17 protein-coding genes are annotated in these 17,618 nt (G+C 41.9%); 5 read left to right on the top strand and 12 right to left on the bottom strand.

The window, feature by feature from the left end:
- Positions 1-309 precede the first annotated feature (309 nt).
- From AC4EHK_RS08460 to AC4EHK_RS08450, 3 genes are all read right to left on the bottom strand, one after another.
- On the bottom strand, positions 310-1,830 hold the full coding sequence (locus tag AC4EHK_RS08460; protein WP_490978357.1) for a hypothetical protein: 1,521 nt from the start codon (positions 1,828-1,830) through the stop codon (positions 310-312).
- A gap of 337 nt (positions 1,831-2,167) precedes the next feature.
- Complete coding sequence (locus tag AC4EHK_RS08455) at positions 2,168-2,887, bottom strand: anti-sigma factor (protein WP_490978356.1); 720 nt, start codon at positions 2,885-2,887, stop codon at positions 2,168-2,170.
- The gene (locus AC4EHK_RS08450) at positions 2,880-3,446 is read right to left on the bottom strand and encodes an RNA polymerase sigma factor (protein WP_490978355.1); all 567 of its coding nucleotides are present in this window, start codon (positions 3,444-3,446) and stop codon (positions 2,880-2,882) included. Before AC4EHK_RS08450 ends, AC4EHK_RS08455 begins: the two co-directional genes overlap by 8 nt.
- A 234-nt stretch (positions 3,447-3,680) precedes the next feature.
- Between AC4EHK_RS08450 and AC4EHK_RS08445 the strand changes: the two genes are divergently transcribed.
- On the top strand, positions 3,681-4,544 hold the full coding sequence (locus AC4EHK_RS08445; protein WP_490978354.1) for an SDR family oxidoreductase: 864 nt from the start codon (positions 3,681-3,683) through the stop codon (positions 4,542-4,544).
- Positions 4,545-4,655: 111 nt separating this feature from the next.
- Here AC4EHK_RS08445 and AC4EHK_RS08440 read toward each other — a convergent pair whose 3' ends face one another.
- The 6 genes from AC4EHK_RS08440 to AC4EHK_RS08415 form a co-directional block, all read right to left on the bottom strand.
- Positions 4,656-5,087 (bottom strand): Hsp20/alpha crystallin family protein, encoded by a 432-nt coding sequence (locus AC4EHK_RS08440; protein WP_490978353.1) that lies wholly within the window; start codon positions 5,085-5,087, stop codon positions 4,656-4,658.
- A gap of 233 nt (positions 5,088-5,320) precedes the next feature.
- Complete coding sequence (locus AC4EHK_RS08435) at positions 5,321-7,201, bottom strand: ATP-binding cassette domain-containing protein (RefSeq protein ID WP_490978352.1); 1,881 nt, start codon at positions 7,199-7,201, stop codon at positions 5,321-5,323.
- A gap of 3 nt (positions 7,202-7,204) precedes the next feature.
- Positions 7,205-7,777 carry an ATP-binding cassette domain-containing protein gene (locus tag AC4EHK_RS08430; RefSeq protein ID WP_490978351.1) on the bottom strand — a complete coding sequence of 191 codons (573 nt, stop codon included), beginning with the start codon at positions 7,775-7,777 and terminating at the stop codon, positions 7,205-7,207.
- A gap of 50 nt (positions 7,778-7,827) precedes the next feature.
- Entirely contained in the window at positions 7,828-8,424 is a 597-nt protein-coding gene (locus AC4EHK_RS08425; protein WP_490978350.1) for a class I SAM-dependent methyltransferase, read from the bottom strand.
- Positions 8,425-8,553: 129 nt separating this feature from the next.
- Positions 8,554-10,026: an aldehyde dehydrogenase family protein gene (locus AC4EHK_RS08420; protein ID WP_490978349.1), complete on the bottom strand. Its 1,473-nt coding sequence runs from the start codon at positions 10,024-10,026 to the stop codon at positions 8,554-8,556.
- 27 nt (positions 10,027-10,053) lie between these two features.
- Positions 10,054-10,791: an SDR family oxidoreductase gene (locus AC4EHK_RS08415; RefSeq protein WP_490978348.1), complete on the bottom strand. Its 738-nt coding sequence runs from the start codon at positions 10,789-10,791 to the stop codon at positions 10,054-10,056.
- Between the two features lie 174 nt (positions 10,792-10,965).
- Here AC4EHK_RS08415 and AC4EHK_RS08410 point away from each other — a divergent pair, with 174 nt between their 5' ends.
- Both AC4EHK_RS08410 and AC4EHK_RS08405 read left to right on the top strand, forming a co-directional pair.
- Positions 10,966-11,628, top strand: a complete 663-nt coding sequence (locus tag AC4EHK_RS08410) for a TetR/AcrR family transcriptional regulator (protein WP_490978347.1) — start codon at positions 10,966-10,968, stop codon at positions 11,626-11,628.
- A 276-nt stretch (positions 11,629-11,904) separates the two neighbouring features.
- Positions 11,905-12,102, top strand: coding sequence for a hypothetical protein (locus AC4EHK_RS08405; protein WP_490978346.1), 198 nt, complete (start codon positions 11,905-11,907; stop codon positions 12,100-12,102).
- Between the two features lie 329 nt (positions 12,103-12,431).
- On the opposite strand, the gene AC4EHK_RS08400 is transcribed toward AC4EHK_RS08405, so the two are convergent.
- The 3 genes from AC4EHK_RS08400 to AC4EHK_RS08390 all read right to left on the bottom strand — a co-directional run bounded on the left by AC4EHK_RS08400 (position 12,432) and on the right by AC4EHK_RS08390 (position 15,320).
- Positions 12,432-12,869 (bottom strand): PTS mannitol transporter subunit IIA, encoded by a 438-nt coding sequence (locus AC4EHK_RS08400; RefSeq protein WP_490978345.1) that lies wholly within the window; start codon positions 12,867-12,869, stop codon positions 12,432-12,434.
- A 30-nt stretch (positions 12,870-12,899) separates the two neighbouring features.
- Positions 12,900-14,378: a PTS mannitol transporter subunit IIBC gene (locus tag AC4EHK_RS08395; protein WP_490978344.1), complete on the bottom strand. Its 1,479-nt coding sequence runs from the start codon at positions 14,376-14,378 to the stop codon at positions 12,900-12,902.
- Positions 14,379-14,906: 528 nt separating this feature from the next.
- Complete coding sequence (locus tag AC4EHK_RS08390; protein WP_490978343.1) at positions 14,907-15,320, bottom strand: DUF1648 domain-containing protein; 414 nt, start codon at positions 15,318-15,320, stop codon at positions 14,907-14,909.
- 618 nt (positions 15,321-15,938) lie between these two features.
- On the opposite strand from AC4EHK_RS08390, the gene AC4EHK_RS08385 reads away from it, so the two are divergent.
- Together AC4EHK_RS08385 and AC4EHK_RS08380 are read left to right on the top strand one after the other, a co-directional pair.
- Entirely contained in the window at positions 15,939-16,625 is a 687-nt protein-coding gene (locus AC4EHK_RS08385) for a GIY-YIG nuclease family protein (RefSeq protein WP_490978342.1), read from the top strand.
- Between the two features lie 105 nt (positions 16,626-16,730).
- Positions 16,731-17,585 (top strand): metallophosphoesterase family protein, encoded by an 855-nt coding sequence (locus tag AC4EHK_RS08380; protein WP_490978341.1) that lies wholly within the window; start codon positions 16,731-16,733, stop codon positions 17,583-17,585.
- Positions 17,586-17,618: the final 33 nt, after the last annotated feature.

Raw genomic sequence — 17,618 nt, 5'->3', positions numbered from 1 at the left:
CGAGCTTGCGGATGAGCAGTCGTCTTTGCTCTACCCAAAGCGACCGATGCGGTATATAAATTGATAATTCCTAAGCTCAACTTATATAGATATAGCATCAATATTAAGAGTAAAAAAAAACAATATAAAAAAGGGGCTGTCCCACAAGGTCATGAAAATGGCGGATGTTAAAAAGGGTATAAAAAACCGTTCATCTCTGTAAAATGAAAGTTACCATACTACAGAAAGTACGATTTTTATGTGCAATCCGAAGATTATTTCCTCAAACCATAGTGCTGAACAAGCCATATCTTCACTCTCCCTTGTGCATTAGAAGTCCTCAGGGTATTCTTCACTCAATTTGTCTTTCAGGTTATCCAAAACATATGTGTTATACACCCACTCTTCACGAATGAGCTGCCGATATCCTGCCAACGGTTCAGAAGAGTTTATTGTTTCATAAATAGGCAGGAGTTCTTCGTCAAAATAATAATATTCGTTTTCTAAATATGCTACTTGAGCTTCTTCTGCTTTCTCAAGTGATAGTTGCGGATCAATAAGCAGATAAATTTCTGCCAACAATACCAAATCATCGACTAAAAACTCTTCTGCGTCTTCAGCGATTTTGAGTTCAAGCAATTCTGCAGCTTCGGCGAATTTCTTTTGGTCCAGCAAGACGTCGACCAAAATCCACTCGGCCGCATCCTGATCGTAAATGTCTCCGGCCCTTTTGATGGCTTCAATTGTTTTTTCAGCACCTGTGTATTCTTTTTTATCCAGCTGAACATAAGCCTGATCAAACAATTCCATCATTTGGTTTTGTTCAGCAATTTTTTGATTAAGAAAAACTTCTTCATATTCCTCAATTTTCATGCCGATTGTTGTTTCCAGCGTTTTGTAAAAAGCTGGGGTTGACCTGGACATCAATAAATTTGGAATAAGTTCTTCCCCGTGTTCATCCACCAAGCTTTCCACTGCTAGAAAGCTTTGGAGATAAGGATCAAACGTTTCTGTAGAAGAGCTGTCATAATCTTGTGGGCTATCCAGCTCATGAAAGTCTATAATTTCTGTCGTTTCCAGGTCATACCAACCGCCGGATTCATCTGCCAGATAATCGGCAACCCCCTCTTCAAACCAGGAAGGAATATGGGTGATTGGCAAGCTGTGCTGATTGGAAAAAAGATGGCTTTGGTAATGTGAATACTCATGGACCAAGATCAGTTCCCAGCTCTCGTCCGTTGGAACCAAATGGATGCTTTTATTGCCAAAGTTGTAATAGCCAGCCACTTCTTCTCCGCCGTAGCTGGATTCCAGCGAGTCGTAATCTTCGTGGAATTCCACCGTTAAACCGCCTTCATCTTGAGTTCCTAGATATTGATTCAATCTTTTGCGCTGCTGCTGGAGAACTTCATCGATTTTGGCGATTTCATCTTCCGTTTTTTCAGAGTAAAAATAAGTAACACCATTCTGCTCAGTCTTCAGCAGTTCGGGCTGTGAAGAAACCTTGAATACAGTGGACGCAAAAAGCCTCACTTTAGCATCTGCCGCCTGATTTTCATCTCCAGTCGTGTAGGTTGCAAATGAGTTGATAATCGTCACACACGCCACGATGATTGTCAGGGCAATGGATAAAACCATAAATCCAATCGCTTTTTTGACATGGTTAATTTTGAGGAACTTGAGCTTGCCTTGTACAATGGCGACAACGCTCGAAGAAAACAAGAACAGACAGATTGCAAAAAATAGTCCTGAAATCATCAAACCACCAATGAGTCCCTGGTTTAATATGAAGAAATATGCCAAATACGAACAGCCAGCCAGGATGAAAACTTGCTTCAAAATACTTTTCATTGGTGCCTCCAGTTAGGTTAGGTTTCAAAGACAAATAAACTTTGCCACAAAACAGATAACCGTGCTGCTGGAAACCAAGTTAATGTGATAAACCCTTAATCTTTTCTATATATTAGCAGTTTAGCAATTGAATACATAGTCCTTTTAAAGTTGGCTTAACATTTGCTTATGATCGTAGAAACATCTGGATAAACTGAATCTTTTACTTGATTAAAGAAGCAGGTTAAGAAGTTTCTTGTACGGTTTCCAAAGGCAGCCATTTTTGCCCTTAGCTGTCTGTTAATATCATTCTTTAACATTACTAAAAATAAAAAAAACTGACCGCAAAAGCGGCCAGTTAAATTTCTGCACTTAATACAACTTCACCTTCAGGCAAGTCATTTCCCGCTTGAGGCTCGAGCGTAATCGCGATTGTGTCCCAATCGGTTGAATTTTCGTTAAGCTGATAGTAACTTGCCCCTTCGCCGTTTGGACTCGGCGAGAAAGCGCCTGCTGGTATCGGCTGGTCATCTTTGATCAACCATACTTGATAAACTTGGTCGGCGTCCAGTTCAGCCAATTGATTGGCTTGTACAACCAGATTCAGCGCACCTGCTTCTTCAATCATTTCAGCTGTGGCCGTTCCTGAAAATGCTTCGTTCGGTGCCAGTTGAATTGATTGAATAGCCGTTTCCACCGCTTCATCCTGATCTGACAATTGAAGAAACGCATAGGCATTTCCTAACAAGGATGCTAAGAACACTGCTGCAATCAGCGGTTTCCAAATATTCGGCTTGCTTTTCTTATTGTGCATCGGTATTGGAGACATCGTTGGTTTCAAAGCAGCAGGCGATTCGTTCTGTGTCGGCTTTTCTTCAAATACATTGGATAAAATTCGTGCTTTCATATCAACTGGCGGTTCCACTGGATCTGCAAGATAAGGGAGCTCGCCTGTTGCTTCCACTATTTCCTGGCATTCTGTACATGTTTTCAAATGTTGTTCAAACTGCTTGCTTTCATCTGCCGACAGCGTTCCGTTTAAATAATCTACTAAACGGTCACAATCCATGCTATTCATCATAAGCCCCCCTTTCCTGCATCCCATGCAGTGATGTTTTTAATTTTTTTAAAGCCAGCCTTATTCTGCTCTTGACAGTCCCGAGTGGAATATCGCACATGTCTGCGATGGTTTCATGTGTATGTCCTTTAAAATAGAACAAATCGATCATTTTTTGCTGATCGTCCGATAAGTGCTGAACAGCCGTTTGAATTTTTTCCTGCTTTTCCTGCCATTCCACTTGCACATCTACAGGTGTGTCATTACTGACCATTTGAGCAGCTTCTTCAATCGGTACGGTCGGTTTTTTACGTTTTCGTATCAAGTCAATGGCTGTATTTTGGGCCATTCTAAAAAGCCACGAAGTAAACTTTCCTTTGCTTTCATCATATACACCTTTGCCACGCCAGATTTTAATAAAAACCTCTTGCAGCGCTTCCTCAGCCAGATCACGATCTTCCAGCATCTTATATAGAAATGAAAAAAGGATTTTTTCGTAGCGGTCATATAATTGTTCCAATGCGGCTTTGTCCTGTTGATTAACCCGCAAGTATAAGCTGATATCGGTACTTTTTTCCATCCCCTGTCTCCTTTATTACATATTTCGTCTTTCTACCTTACTATACTTCCCGCTACAGGAAAATCTTTTCTTTTAATTGAATATCCTGATATCCAGTAATTTGAAGAAATGCATTGCAGTAAATCTTTTCATTTCCCTTATATACAATACGTATAAAGCACGGAAATAGTTCACTTTTTCGGAAAAACGGGAATAGAATAACGAAAAGCCAATAACATGACTGGAGGAGATTGGATGATTTACAACATCACGGCTGCTACTGGACATCTTGGTGTGAAAATTGTGGAAGAGGCGTTGTCATACATCAAACCTGAGAATCTAGTGCTGACTGTTCGCAATCCCCAAAAAGCTGTCCGCTTCAAACAAATGGGCATTGGGGTAAAGCAAGCCAATTATCGCTCAGAACAGGCGCTAGCGGCCGCTTTTAAAGGAACAGATGTCCTCATCTACATTCCAAGCTTGACGTTTCCGAGTGTTGCACGAATCATGGAGTTTGAAAATGCCATTGTCGCAGCTGAAAAAACAGGCGTCAAACAGTTTATTTTTATTGGATTTATGGCTGACCATGGCAATAACCCTTTCAAGATGAGTCCTTTCTTCGGCTATGTGCAGCGCCGTTTGGCTTCTGGGAGCGTTCCGTACACTTATATCCGAAATGGCATGTATTCCGATCCCTTGGCCCCTTATCTTCCCGAACTTGCCAAACGGGGGAAGATTCTTTATCCGGTAGCTGACCAAAAAATATCATTTATTTCCAGAGCAGATCTTGCAAAAGCTATTGTTCAAGTTGCGGTACTAGAAGATTTTCACAACAAGGAGTATACATTAACAGGACCGAAAGCTTGGTCAATGGAAGAACTGGCTGATCTCATGAGCCAGTTCAGCGGATCCCCAATTTTTTATGATCCGCTCACAAGTGAGGAATTTGCAGAGCTTTACGATGAGCCAAAAGGCTTTGGGCCTGTTCTTGTCTCCTTGTACGAGGCAGCGGCTAAAGGATTGATGGGAGAAGTGACAGGAGACTTTGAACGCATCACAGGAGAAAAAGCAGAAGATTTGTCCACATATATAGAGAGAGAATATCGAAATTTGTTTTAGTTTCCAATAAAATCATCAAAAATCGTCCGTTTCTGTATAATGGCAGTTACTGCACAACCATTGCAGAAAGGACGATTTTTATGGGCAATCTGTTGTCAGCTACAATTAACACTATTCGATCATAATTTGATGGCCTTCCTCTTTTTGCTTGTCCTCTTTTGATTTTGGCACTTGCAGCATTAATACGCCATCTTTGAAAGAACCGGAAATGTGGTTTTCATCTACCTCGCCAATGTAGAAACTGCGTTTAAATGACCCATAGGATCGTTCTTTCCGGATATAGTGGCCGTCGTTTTCTGTTACTTCTTTGTTTTCTTCTTTCTTGCCTTGAAGCCGAAGGTAACCATCTTTGTACTCCACGGAAATATTTTCTTTAGCAAAGCCTGGAATGTCCACTTCCACTTCGTAATGATCATCAGCATCTTTGATGTCTACTTGAGGATAATTGGCTTCTTTAAAAAAGCGGTCAAAAACATCCATTTCAAAGTTGCTGTCGAAAAGATTCGGAAAAAAATCATCTCGTTTTCTTGGCAAAAGTTTCATTTCAAAACTCTCCTCTCAGGTTTGTGTTTAGCAGAATTTCAATTGAACTCTTTCCCATAAATCGGTTATGCAACAAAGTAGACTACCCAAAACTTCTCTTTCCTATGGCAATTTCACTTCCATAAGCTGAAGAAACACCCCTTCTACTCATTATTATAAAAAATAATATTTTTTTGTCAATTTATAATGTCTGAATTTACATTTAATTCAGATAACTAATTTTATATCTTCACTTACAAATATCTGCCTGTATAAGAGTTCTCGTTGGCCTTTATCTCTTCCAGAGTTCCTTCAGCGATGACCTGCCCGCCTTCATTTCCCCCATTAGGCCCCAAATCGATGACCCAGTCAGCTTCCCGAATAATTTGCGTATTATGCTCTACAATAATGACAGTATGTCCTTCATCCACCAGTTTATTGAGCAATAAAAGCAGCTTTTTGACGTCGTTCGGGTGAAGGCCGGTGGAAGGTTCATCCAAAATGTATAGCGTCTCTCCTCTGCTTCCTCTGCTTTTTCGATTCAATTCTTTAGCCAGTTTCAAGCGCTGCCCTTCACCACCTGACAAAGTGGTCAAGGTCTGGCCCCATTTTAGATAACCCAGCCCGACTTCACAGAGCAGGTCGATAGTTGAGAGGATTTTTTTCTGTTCACCCAAAAAAACAGCGCTTTCCTCAATACTGACATTCAGGATGTCTGAAATTGACTGCCCATGGTACATTACGGCCAATACTTCCTCTTTAAAACGTTTTCCTGAACAAACAGGACAAACCACTTCCACATCCGGCAAAAAATACATGGGTGTAAAAACATAGCCCATCCCGAGACAGTGTTCACAGCGGCCGCCTTCTGTATTAAATGAAAAATGCTTTGCGGTCAGCCCAGCTTTTTTTGACTGTGCCAATTTGGCAAACAAATTACGCAGCAGCATGTAGACCTCTGTATACGTTGCCACATTCGACCGCTGCATCCTGGTTAAACTGGATTGGTCAACTGTTACCATCCCGCTGAGTTCTTTTGTTCCAGTGATCCGGTCATAGCCATCTTTAACGTGGTCAATCCCTCCGCTAGCTGCCAATATTTCAAACACTAAAGAAGATTTACCAGAACCTGATACCCCGGTGATTGCGGTAAACGTACCGAGCGGAATGCGAACCGTAATGTTTTTTAAATTATTTTTGTAAGCGTTATGGATGGTTATTTGATGCCCATTGCCTTTTCTGTGAATCTTTCCAGGCAGTTCGGGTTCTTTTAGGTAAGCCCCGGTCACCGAATAGTTTTGGTTGACTAATTGAAGCAGTGTGCCTTCCCCAACAATCTCCCCGCCGTTTATTCCAGCCGCTGGACCCAGATCGATGATCCAGTCTGCCTGTTTCATGACATCTAGGTCGTGTTCAATGACTAGAACCGAGTTGCCCAAGTCCCGCAACTCTTTCAACACATCAATCAATCCTTGCGTGTCTTTTGGATGCAGTCCAGCAGTCGGTTCGTCCAATATATATAAGACGCCCGTCAAACTGGAACCCAGAATAGTCGCTAGCCTGAGCCTCTGAGCTTCGCCGCCCGACAAAGTGGCAGATTGCCTTTCCATGGACAAGTAGCCGATGCCCACATGAATGATCCGCTTAATTTTTTCACGCAGTTCAAAAACGAGGGATGCCGATACCGATTCGTCTTCCGCTCTAAAATCCCGTGAAATCTCCTCTACCCAGGAAAGTATGGCATCTAACGGAATTCGGGAAACCTCAGAAATCGATTTATCATTCACTTTAACTTGTTGGCTTTCTTTTTTTAGCTTGGTGCCCTGACACACGGGACAAGTCTCCTGAAAGAAAAATTCTGCTTCTCCTGAGTTTCCGCCTTTTTCCTGATAGCGCCTCCACATCCCGGTCAAGACACCCTCAAAATTTCCTTTGGCTACCGTTTTCGGGGGTGGAACTTCGGGATAATGCTTTTTGAATTCTTCACTTTCCACTCCGTAAAAAAGCAGATCTCTTTGTTCGGCCTGCCAGTCCTTTACTGGCAGATTTTTATCAAGTTTAAAGCCATAGTGAAGGGTCGCTGCGACAGCGGAGTTGCCGTAATAATCGGCGACCGCCGCATTCCAGATGGTCACTGCTCACTCATTTAAACTTTTCTCGAGATCCACTACACGCTCTGTCCGAATCCCGAGCTTTTTCCCCAGTCCCGAACAGGCTTCGCAAGCGCCTTCAATTGTATTAAAGGAAAAATGGGCCTTCTTTAAGTTTTTCATTTCGTAACCACAGACAGAACAAGCCATCGTTTCACTTTCCTCATCCAGCTCCAACGGTTTCCGGACCATTTGGTGACAATTCGGACATTTTCGTATGCCCAGTTTTTCATAAATGACACGCAAATACGTATACATGTCAGTCACCGTTCCGACAGTTGAACGTGGATTTCGGTTGCTCGCTTGCTGCTGCCCGATGCCAATAGAAGGCGACAGCCCGCTGATGGATTGCACTTTAGGCTTATTGATGAAATTGGTGGTCAAACCGTTCAATTCCATATATTGCCGCTGGCTTTCTCGTTGGATGATATCCAGTGCCAATGTAGATTTTCCAGAGCCGGAAGGACCGGTAATTACGACGAGTTGCTGCTTCGGAATCGCGACTGAGACGTTTTTCAAATTATTTTCAAAAGCTCCTTTGATGCGAATAAAATCACTCACATGCAGCACCTCTTTCTTGAATTTCTATCTGCTGGTTTGTTAAAGAGGGATCATCGTTGCGGATTGCGGCATTCAATGGTCAAAAATAACCCACCGTAGTAGGAAGTCACCTTTTGCACTTCCCAACCCGAACTCCTCACTAACCCAAGAGTGTCTCGGTTTAAATGGCAGCCGTCGCACAGCTTTTTCCAGATCGGCGTCAAAGCCTCTTGCGTTTTCCCCAGTAGTTTTTGATCCATTTTGACATGTTCAAATAAGAGAAGCTTGGCTCCTGGTTTGCTAACTCGTTGAATTTCCCGAAGAGCACGCATCGGTTCCGGGATGGTGCAAAAAACCAAGGTTGCAACCACACTGTCAAAACTGTTGTCGGCAAACGGCAGCTGCTCTGCTTTTGCTTCGTAAAGACGAATGGGTATCCGTGATTTTTTGATGTGTTTGACTGCTTGCTTGCCCATTGCCGGGTTTGGTTCAATGGCATCGACCCGTAAAACATTTCGGTAATAGCGAAAGTTAGCTCCTGTGCCGAAACCGATTTCCAATACCTTTCCTTGCGCTTTTCGAACAAGCTCAGCACGAATCCTCTCAAAACGGGTTTTTTCCAGCGGCTTCATTGCCAGGTCGTATACATGAGGTAACCATCCGGCCATTTTCATCAACTCCTTTCCCAATGGTTTGGTTGCTGTTGAATTCGACTTTCCCTTCACGATCTCCTCTGTAAAAAAGCAGAAGATACAAAACGGCAGCCCCATCTCTGAGGCTGCCGTTTCATCAATTCCTTATTTTTTTGTATTGTTGACAAACGGTCCATATTCGCGGCGCTGATGCTGAACCGATAACCATTTCAAAGTCGTAAACTCTTCCAGTACCCATTCGCCGTTAAAGCGGCCAAGTCCTGAATCTTTTTCTCCGCCAAACGGCATATGTGCTTCATCATTAACCGGCTGATCGTTAACGTGGATCATGCCTGTATGAATTTGGTGTGCAATATTTGTGCCATGCTCGATATTTGCTGAATGGACGGCTCCACTCAATCCGAACGGATAAGCGTTCGCTTGTTCAACCACTTCTTCGTCACTGCTAAACGGAATTAAAATGGCAACCGGTCCAAAAATTTCATTTTCAGCAAGCGGCATGCTGTTGGTCACGCCTGTTAATACAGTCGGCTCCAATACATTGCCTTCTGCTTTTCCTCCAAGACGTACTTTCGCACCTTGTTCGACAGTCGCATCAATGTCTTTAAGGATACGGTCAACTTGATCACGATTGATCAGCGGTCCAACCTGCGTATCCTGCTCTGCCGGATTGCCGAATTTCAATTTGCCGGCACGATCGATAAATTGCTCTGCAAACTCATCGTAGATATCTTCATGAACAAAAATGCGGTTAATCGCCATGCAAATCTGGCCTTGGTGATAGAACTTGCCAAACAATGCAGAATCGACAGCCTGATCAACATCGGCATCATTCAACACGATAAAGTTATTGTTGCCGCCAAGCTCAAGTGCTGTTTTCTTCAGAGCACCTCCGGCAAGTTCACCGATGCGTTTTCCGACTGGTGTTGATCCAGTAAACGAAATAAGGCGTGGTGTTGGGTGCGTAACGATATCGTCGCCAATTTCCGAGCCGCGTCCAACGACAACGTTTAACAATCCTTTAGGCAAACCAGCTGCTTCGAAAATGCTGGCAAATAACAAGCCGCCTGTCACCGGAGTGTCCGTTGCGGGTTTGATGACAACTGCATTGCCTGTAGCAAGTGCTGGCGCGATGGAACGAATCGCCAAGTGCAACGGGAAGTTCCACGGGCTGATAATGCCAATTACTCCCAGAGCATTGCGGTAAACGCGATTTTCCTTGCCTGCTTGCTGCGAAGGAAGAATTTTGCCTTCCATACGGAACGGGAAGGTGATCGCTTCTTTTAAGATGTTTATGGAAGCACCAAACTCGACCGTGGCTTTGATAACCGTACTGCCTGCTTCTTTAACAAGCCAGTCGATAATCAATTCTTTATTTTCCTGCATTACGTTCAATGCTTTTTCCATGACAGCCTGTTTGTTTTGAGGCAGTTCTTTTGCCCATTCCACTTGTGCTTCAGCAGCTGCTATGTAGGCAGCATCTAAATCACTTTTATCTGCGGCTTGAGTTGTCACCAGTTCTTCCCCTGTGAACGGGTTGGAATTTTTCATTTGGCTGTCGCTTGAACCTTGAATCCATTCACCATTTATATAAATTTTCGAAAAATCGGTTTTCACTTTTATCGTCTCCATTCTCTTTTGGGTTTACGCCTGTTGTCTAGGGCGAATTAAAATCTCATTGACGTCAACATGTGCCGGCTGTTCAACTGCATAGGCAATTGCATTGGCAATATCCTGCGCTTCAAGTGGTTTCATCGAACCGCGGTTTTTCATCGAAGCCAGTACATCTTCGTCTGTAATCGTATCCGTCAGTTCCGTCTGGACGGCACCAGGTGAAACGATGGTTACACGGATTTCGTGAGATGGATCGATTTCTTGCCGCAATCCGTCTGAAATAGCGCGAACCGCGTATTTGGTACCGCTATATACCGCACTTCCTTTGAAGACCATATGGCCAGCTACAGATGACACGTTCAACACATGACCGAACTTTTGTTTTTCCATGATTGGCAATACAGCAGCGATCCCGTAAAGAACCCCTTTGATATTGACATCAACCATTTTATCCCATTCATCCACTTTTAATTTATTCATAAAGGATAAAGGCATTAACCCGGCGTTGTTTACCAATACGTCGATTTGCCCAAACTTTTCGATCGCTTTTTCAGCTAATGCTTTCATTTCATCTGCTGATGTAACATCTGTAACTCTATATTCAGCTGTACCACCAGCTTCTTCTATTTCTTTCTTTAGTTCAACCAATCTGTCTTCCCGTCTTGCAGCAAGAAGGACTTGATATCCTTTAGAAGCTAATTCTTTCGCAGTTGCCTGGCCAATCCCACTGCTGGCACCTGTAATAATTGCCGTTTTTCCTTTTGCCATATCAATCCAACTCCATTTCTGTATTTTAGACGTTTTCTTGGAAAATAGTCTATTATTGTTCTCATCATACATCTTTACCCCCTTCACTTGTCCACTCAAACAAACTCGTGTAAAAAATGGCAATCTCCTTCCACCTAACATGTGTTATAATTTTCACAAGATGGAGGTGTTTGTATGCGGAAGATTACACCGGAAGAACGGCAAATTATGCGCCGCTCCTATGCTGAAAAAATTATGGAGACCGTTCGTACCGAAGGATTTAATACGTTAACGATTCTGGATTTAGCTCATTTAATGGGAATCAGCAGGGCTTCCCTTTATAATTTTTTCGCATCAAAAGAAGACATCATCCTGGAAGTAACAGAAATTTATATTGACTACTTGAAAAAAACCAACCAATTTATTAACAATTCTCGTTTTTCATATATTCAACGATTGCCAACTGTTTTTGAGCAAGCTGCATTTTCCACCGTGTATGCGTCAGAAATCTATTTAAGCGAATTAAAATCCACCTGTCCGGACTTATACAAACGAAAGTTGGAATTAGCAAATCAACGCATCGCCACACTTCATGCCTTTTACGAAAAGGGCATCGAGGACGGCGTATTCAATCCGCTCAACCCATCACTTGTCGTTGCTCAAGACGAAGCTGCTTTGCGAAAAATTTTGAATTCCTCTTTTTTGATGGATGAAGGCCTTTTGTTGGAAGACAGCATGTATGAGTATTATGAAATTATGAAGCACCGCACATTTACTCCAGCGTCCATCAAAAGAGAAAAAGATCCCTATATTAAAAATGTAGTGGAAGTCATTGTCGGCCAATTGACTAAAATTTAAGCGACTTTTACAGAGCTTGTGAAGTTACTTTAAAATTATCAAACTCTCATCCTTCTGTTGTGAAGTCATTAAAACCACGAATTCTTGACAGCCTAAAAAGCGACATCACATTACGTGACATCGCTTTTTTATTTTCTGTAAAATTGGTTTTGATTTGTAATTCCATGGGAATAGAATTGAACAAAAACTTTTAAGAAATCCAGAAAATAATAGTTTAAAAATTCCGACTAATGGAATATAATAAAATTCAACTACCGAAAAAAGGAGATGGTTAAAATGAACTTGGACTCTATTAAAGGCTCAAGTATGATCGTGAAGATGGCACGTGCATTAGTGGAAGACGGTTGGTTGTTCACGCCCAATGAATTCGATGTCATCGTTAAAGCAGAACACAAAGATACTGGGGAAGCCATCTCTTTTCATTCGATCGGCAACTTGAAAAGATGGATGTACGAAAAAGCGTTAAGCTACTAACCGCTCTCAAAATAGAAAACCTCGTTGACCCGTGTGGTCTGCGAGGTTTTTCCATTTTTATAAGCTCGCTGCTTTTTTGCACAATTCCGCATTGATGCCCTGCTTTTTCAAGTTTGTAACGATTTCACTCATTTTTTTCTGTTTTGGGTTTGCACAAAATAAGATTCTACTCATTCTCTCCAACCTCCATAAACTTTAGATAACCTCAGTATATAGAGAAGATGTGAACAAACTATTACCAAATGAACATTTTTAAAACTTATGGCAGTAATTCTTCGAAACTCAGCGACAAAGTCGCTCTTTTTTATCAGCCAGTATGATGCTACTTTTTAGCTCACTTCACTAAAAATCTCCATAATCTCATCTTCTGAAGAAGCATTCAGTATTTTTTCGATATTTTCTTCCTCAGAGCAGACAATCGCAATATTGGACAAAATCTCCAAGTGTTCATTATTTTTTCCAGCAATGCCAATCAGAATTTTGGCGATGTTGCCGCTGCCGAAATCAATACCTTCGGGTACGGTAACCACTGATATGCCGGTTTCCAGAACATTCGCTTTGGCATCTTCCGTACCGTGTGGAATCGCCAGGCTATTGCCCATAAAAGTAGAAGCCATTCCTTCCCGTTCCAGCATTTTATCGATGTATCCAGCATCCACATAGCCATTATCTACCAGGATTCCTCCCGTATACCGAATGCCTTCTTCCATTGTAGCAAGCGGCACATTTAATTTGATGTTATCCTTTTTCAATACTGCTTTTGCCATGTCCACCACTCCTATCAGAATTTTCATGTTCTATTCTTTATTTTTTAAGCGCTTTGCCAATTTGTCATACTCTGGACTGTTCATAAAGTTTTCTACTGAAATATGCTCTGCCTGTGGCAATTTTTCTTTTGCGCGCGCGGTCAAATCTTTATGGGTAACAACAATATCTGCATCTTCAGGCAATTGGCTGATGGCAGTATTCGTAACCGGTATATCTATTTGTTCTTTTTTAAATTTATTTTTCAGTAAAGAGGCTCCCATCGCGCTGGAACCCATCCCTGCATCACAAGCAAATACGACACGCCGAACTTGATCAGCTGTTTTCATCCCTGGGTCTGATGTCACTACAGCTCCTTCTTGCAGCACTTCACCATCCGAAGTGTCGGTAGGACCTTGAGCAGCTTTAGGCGCTAAATATCCGGCAGCTGAACTTTTCTTACCCTTCATTTCTTCCATTTTTCCAGTAGCAGCGGTCAAATCTTCCTCGACATCTTTGGTCGTTTTTAAAATAATGGAAGCAATAGTGAAAGAAACAGCTGCCGCTACCACCACCCCAAGAACTACGCCTACATAATTGCCTTGCGGCGTCAACGCCAGCAAAGCGAAAATACTTCCGGGAGACGGCGTTGCGACTAACCCTGCATCGAATAATACAAAAGTGAACACGCCGCTCATTCCCCCTCCGATGACCGCCAATACCAACAATGGCTTCATCAACACGTAAGGGAAGTAAATTTCATGAATCCCGCCAAGAAACTGAATGATGGCTGCACCGGGAGCCGAGCTCTTGGAAATCCCTTTGCCAAAAATACTGAAAGCAAGCAGGATACCAAGACCGGGACCAGGATTTGTTTCCAACAGGAACAAGATGGATTTTCCATTTGCTGCAGCTTGTTCAACACCCAATGGACTCAACAGCCCGTGATTAATGGCGTTGTTCAGAAACAAAATTTTTGCTGGCTCGATGATGATGCTGGCTAAAGGCAACAGGCCAGCATCCACAATTACTTCAACACCAGCAGCCAGACTATTGGTTAATGAATTGACTATAGGACCAACACCAATTAATGAAATCAATGCAAGGATTGCACCTAAAATACCAGCCGAGAAATTGTTGTAGAGCATTTCAAACCCGGCCCGAATTTTGTCCAAAAACAAGCGATCGACTAATTTCATCAAATACGCCGCAAGTGGCCCCATGATCATTGCACCTAAAAACATCGGAATTTCGGCTCCTACAATGACACCCATTGTAGCTGTAGCTCCGATTACTCCGCCTCGGAAATCATAGACCAACCGTCCACCCGTGAACCCAATTAACAACGGCAGTAAATACTTAATCATTGGATCTACTAAAGCTGCAAAATCTTCATTCGGCAACCAACCGGCTGGAATAAACAATGCCGTAATAAGGCCCCATGCAATAAAGGCGCCGATATTCGGCATGATCATCCCGCTTAAATGACTTCCAAAGCGTTGAATACGCGCACGATTTTTACCTTCAGCCATTTTGAATCCCCCTCTTCTGTAGTAGTTACGCCAAAAAGACAAGTAAAATGCAGAAATGTTCATTTAGCTAACGCCTTCGGATTTCGAAGCTCTTTTATGCTATTTATTGCAAATGCTTCAGTTCTCACCTCTTTCACAATATAAGTACAAAGTTGTAAGTATTTTGACTTTACTTAGATGTTAGCATATTCCCATTAAAAGATGTTAGTTTTTTCTGAATAATCAATTAAATTAAAAGGATGCAGATTTATCTCAGTCGCACCAATAAATAACGGCAGCGAAGATGCTATCAACATCTTCGCTGCCGTTATTTTAACTATCTATTTTTTCTTTACAGATGATGTTCAAATGATGGACGGTCATTTTTCGTTGCTGCTCTGCGAAAATCTTTATTAGCTTACTCATCGCGCCCATAACCATGCCATCGAGCAAAAAAGCAGGCAATCAGTTTCCAAATGAATTCTCAAGTGGCTTGTACAACAAACTGCCAGCAAATTCCGCTCAACAACACCAATTATTTTTGGCATTTTAATAACGCAGCATCCGCAACATGAAAAACAATACACTGCCAAATACTACAATTAACAAAACGGGCAGGAAAAAGACACCCATTCCTTCTGCCGTTCCAGAAGCCACTCGGATATTCTGGACAGTAATAAAACTGAAAAAAAGCAGTATTTCATTTTTCAATACGTTCATCATTCTTCTGCCATTTTTGTACTGGAGTTCGGCATTATCTTTTGTCAAATTTATATAATTATAACTATAAGTATGAGGATGTCTTTCAAGTACCGACATACCTATCCATAAACCAGCAGCGATTATTGGAAGCAGAAATAGCTGTTCTTTGCCTCCCCATCCATCCACTTCTCCGGCTCCGTTGTAATGACTTGGCACTTGATTTGGCAATGCGTCAAATTGGATCAATAGATACAGCAGCATCGCAAAAAAACTTAGCAAGGCAATGGCATTTAGTAGAGTTTCAAACCTTGAACTTGGCACTTTTATTTTCGGTTGATTGCTCGTAGCAAGTCCCCTCCCCTACCGCTTCGTTTTTTTCAAAAAAAACCTGAGACTAGTCATATCAAGGCTCCAAGAAATTTATACATATAAGAAAGCAAAATATTATCATTTTTAACTATTTAAAAAATATGTCCATATTCGCAGACTCTGACTCGGAAATATGATTTTGCGGCCAGCTCATCCTGTCCAGATCTTTATGAATTTTCCTTTTTCTTTTCCTTTGCTTTGCTGACTTGCAGTCCAAGTACGCTTCTGTTTTTCAGCTAATAACATTGGCGATTACTTCTTCTCCTCTTATCTATTCAGGAATACAGCACATTAAACGGAGGACTGTTGCAGCAACGAGTTTGTATTGTTCATTAGTTTTAGATTGATTAGATTTAAAATAAACGTTTCAATTAATCATTTTTTCCAGACATATCCTTGTTAGTTAAATATTTTACATTTTTTGTACTTCTACCCTCTTATTTCTTCGTATTTATACTATAATAAGGGATAAGCCCTAATTATTCCAACCGCTTTGAGGAGGCATGTGCCATGTTCAAAAATTTTTTTGCTAAATTCACTAAATCTCAAAACCATCCCGCCGAAAAACCCACGTTTCAACCTGTACATTCAGATAAAATCTACCTTTTCGACTCCAACCAACAGGAACTTGATCGCGTTATCCAGCTCCCTACTCTGCCTGGAAAAGCACCCGGATATGTTTACTTTGTTCAGGAATACATGACCGGTTCATTTAAGATTGGCAAAACAAAGCAGATCGACCGGCGCATGAATGTCTTTAATGTGAAGTTGCCTTTTGAAAACAAGCTGATTTTCCTCATCAAAACTGCAGATCACCATCAAACAGAAGCTGCGTTCCACCAACATTTTTCTGCAAAGCGATTGGAAGGTGAATGGTTCAAACTGACAAGGGACGATCTGAAGTGGATAAAAAGCGGCTTTTATACCGATAACATTCATAAAACCATCAATTCCCCATCTCAAGTGACAAAACAGCTAATTGCCAATAAAGCAAAAACCGAGCAAAAGCCTTTGACAGAAAAGCAAATCGAATTTGCCAAAACCTTGATGCAGAAGTTAGAACAAGGATACGAACTCAATTCGGAATACGCAAATTGGACACAGAAAGACTTGAATCGCTTAAGTGGCTATTTCCGATTCAAAAATATGGGTGCTTTAACAAATTTGATTGAGAGCGGCGTCCTGAAAACGAAATAGCTGTTAGTTTTGCCGATTCATATAACTTTTACGCCGGCTTAAAAGAAGCTCAACAATTTCATGCGATACTGTCTATAGAAACGCTTGAAAGGGGCAGAAAAGCTGATGAAAATTGCGGTGATCGGTGATTTGCATTACCCGGCATTAAAAGAAACCTACTCCTTTATTGAAAAAGATCGACAAACGTTTTATGAGGTTTTTTTAGAAAAGTTTTTTTCCATCCCTGCTGACCTCTATGTATCTATCGGCGACTTGACTAATTTTGGGACGCATGATGAACTGGCAGATGTTTATTCCATTATTGAGAAACATGGAAAACCATTCAAGCACGTTCTCGGCAACCATGATGTGTATGGCATGACACGTAAAGAAGTACTTGCCATCACTAAGCAGCACCGCTTCCATCAAGTTTCAACAAATTCGGTTGTTTTGGCCTTTTTGGACACGGCGCAAGAACAAAATTATGCCGATTGGGGCGGAACGATGGATTCACTGCAGCAAGATTGGCTGTCTGCTGTTGTACAGGAAACGGAAAATCGGCCGCTTATCCTTTTTGGGCATCACCCGATTCATGGCACCACTAAAAATTCGACGAAAGAAAAACGCTCTATCCACCCGGACATTCCAATGTGGGAAATCTTATCTCAAAAAACAGGCGTTGGATTGTATGTCAACGGCCACAACCACTTTAACTCTATCGCAGCGCGTGAGAATTGGACATTCTTGCAGCTGGCAGCCGTGCTCGATGAACAAGCTATCCGCTTGATTGAGGTTTCCGACTCTCTGTTGTCGATCGACTATGTATCTTTTGCTGATTTAGAGCTTCAAAAGCATGCGCAAGTAATCGGTGACGCCATCGACCATTTCCGGCTGAATCCATGTCCTCTTGGAACTGCTGCAGACGTGAAATACGCTATTCCTTTGCCAAAAAAAGATGCTTTGGCTCCACTTCAAAATTAATAGGCAAACTTCTAAAAGCCGCAATTCCGTTAC

This window comes from Planococcus sp. TJ-307, from assembly GCF_058268435.1.
Note: the sequence above shows the minus strand (reverse complement) of the source record. Positions and strands in the feature narration are given on the sequence as shown.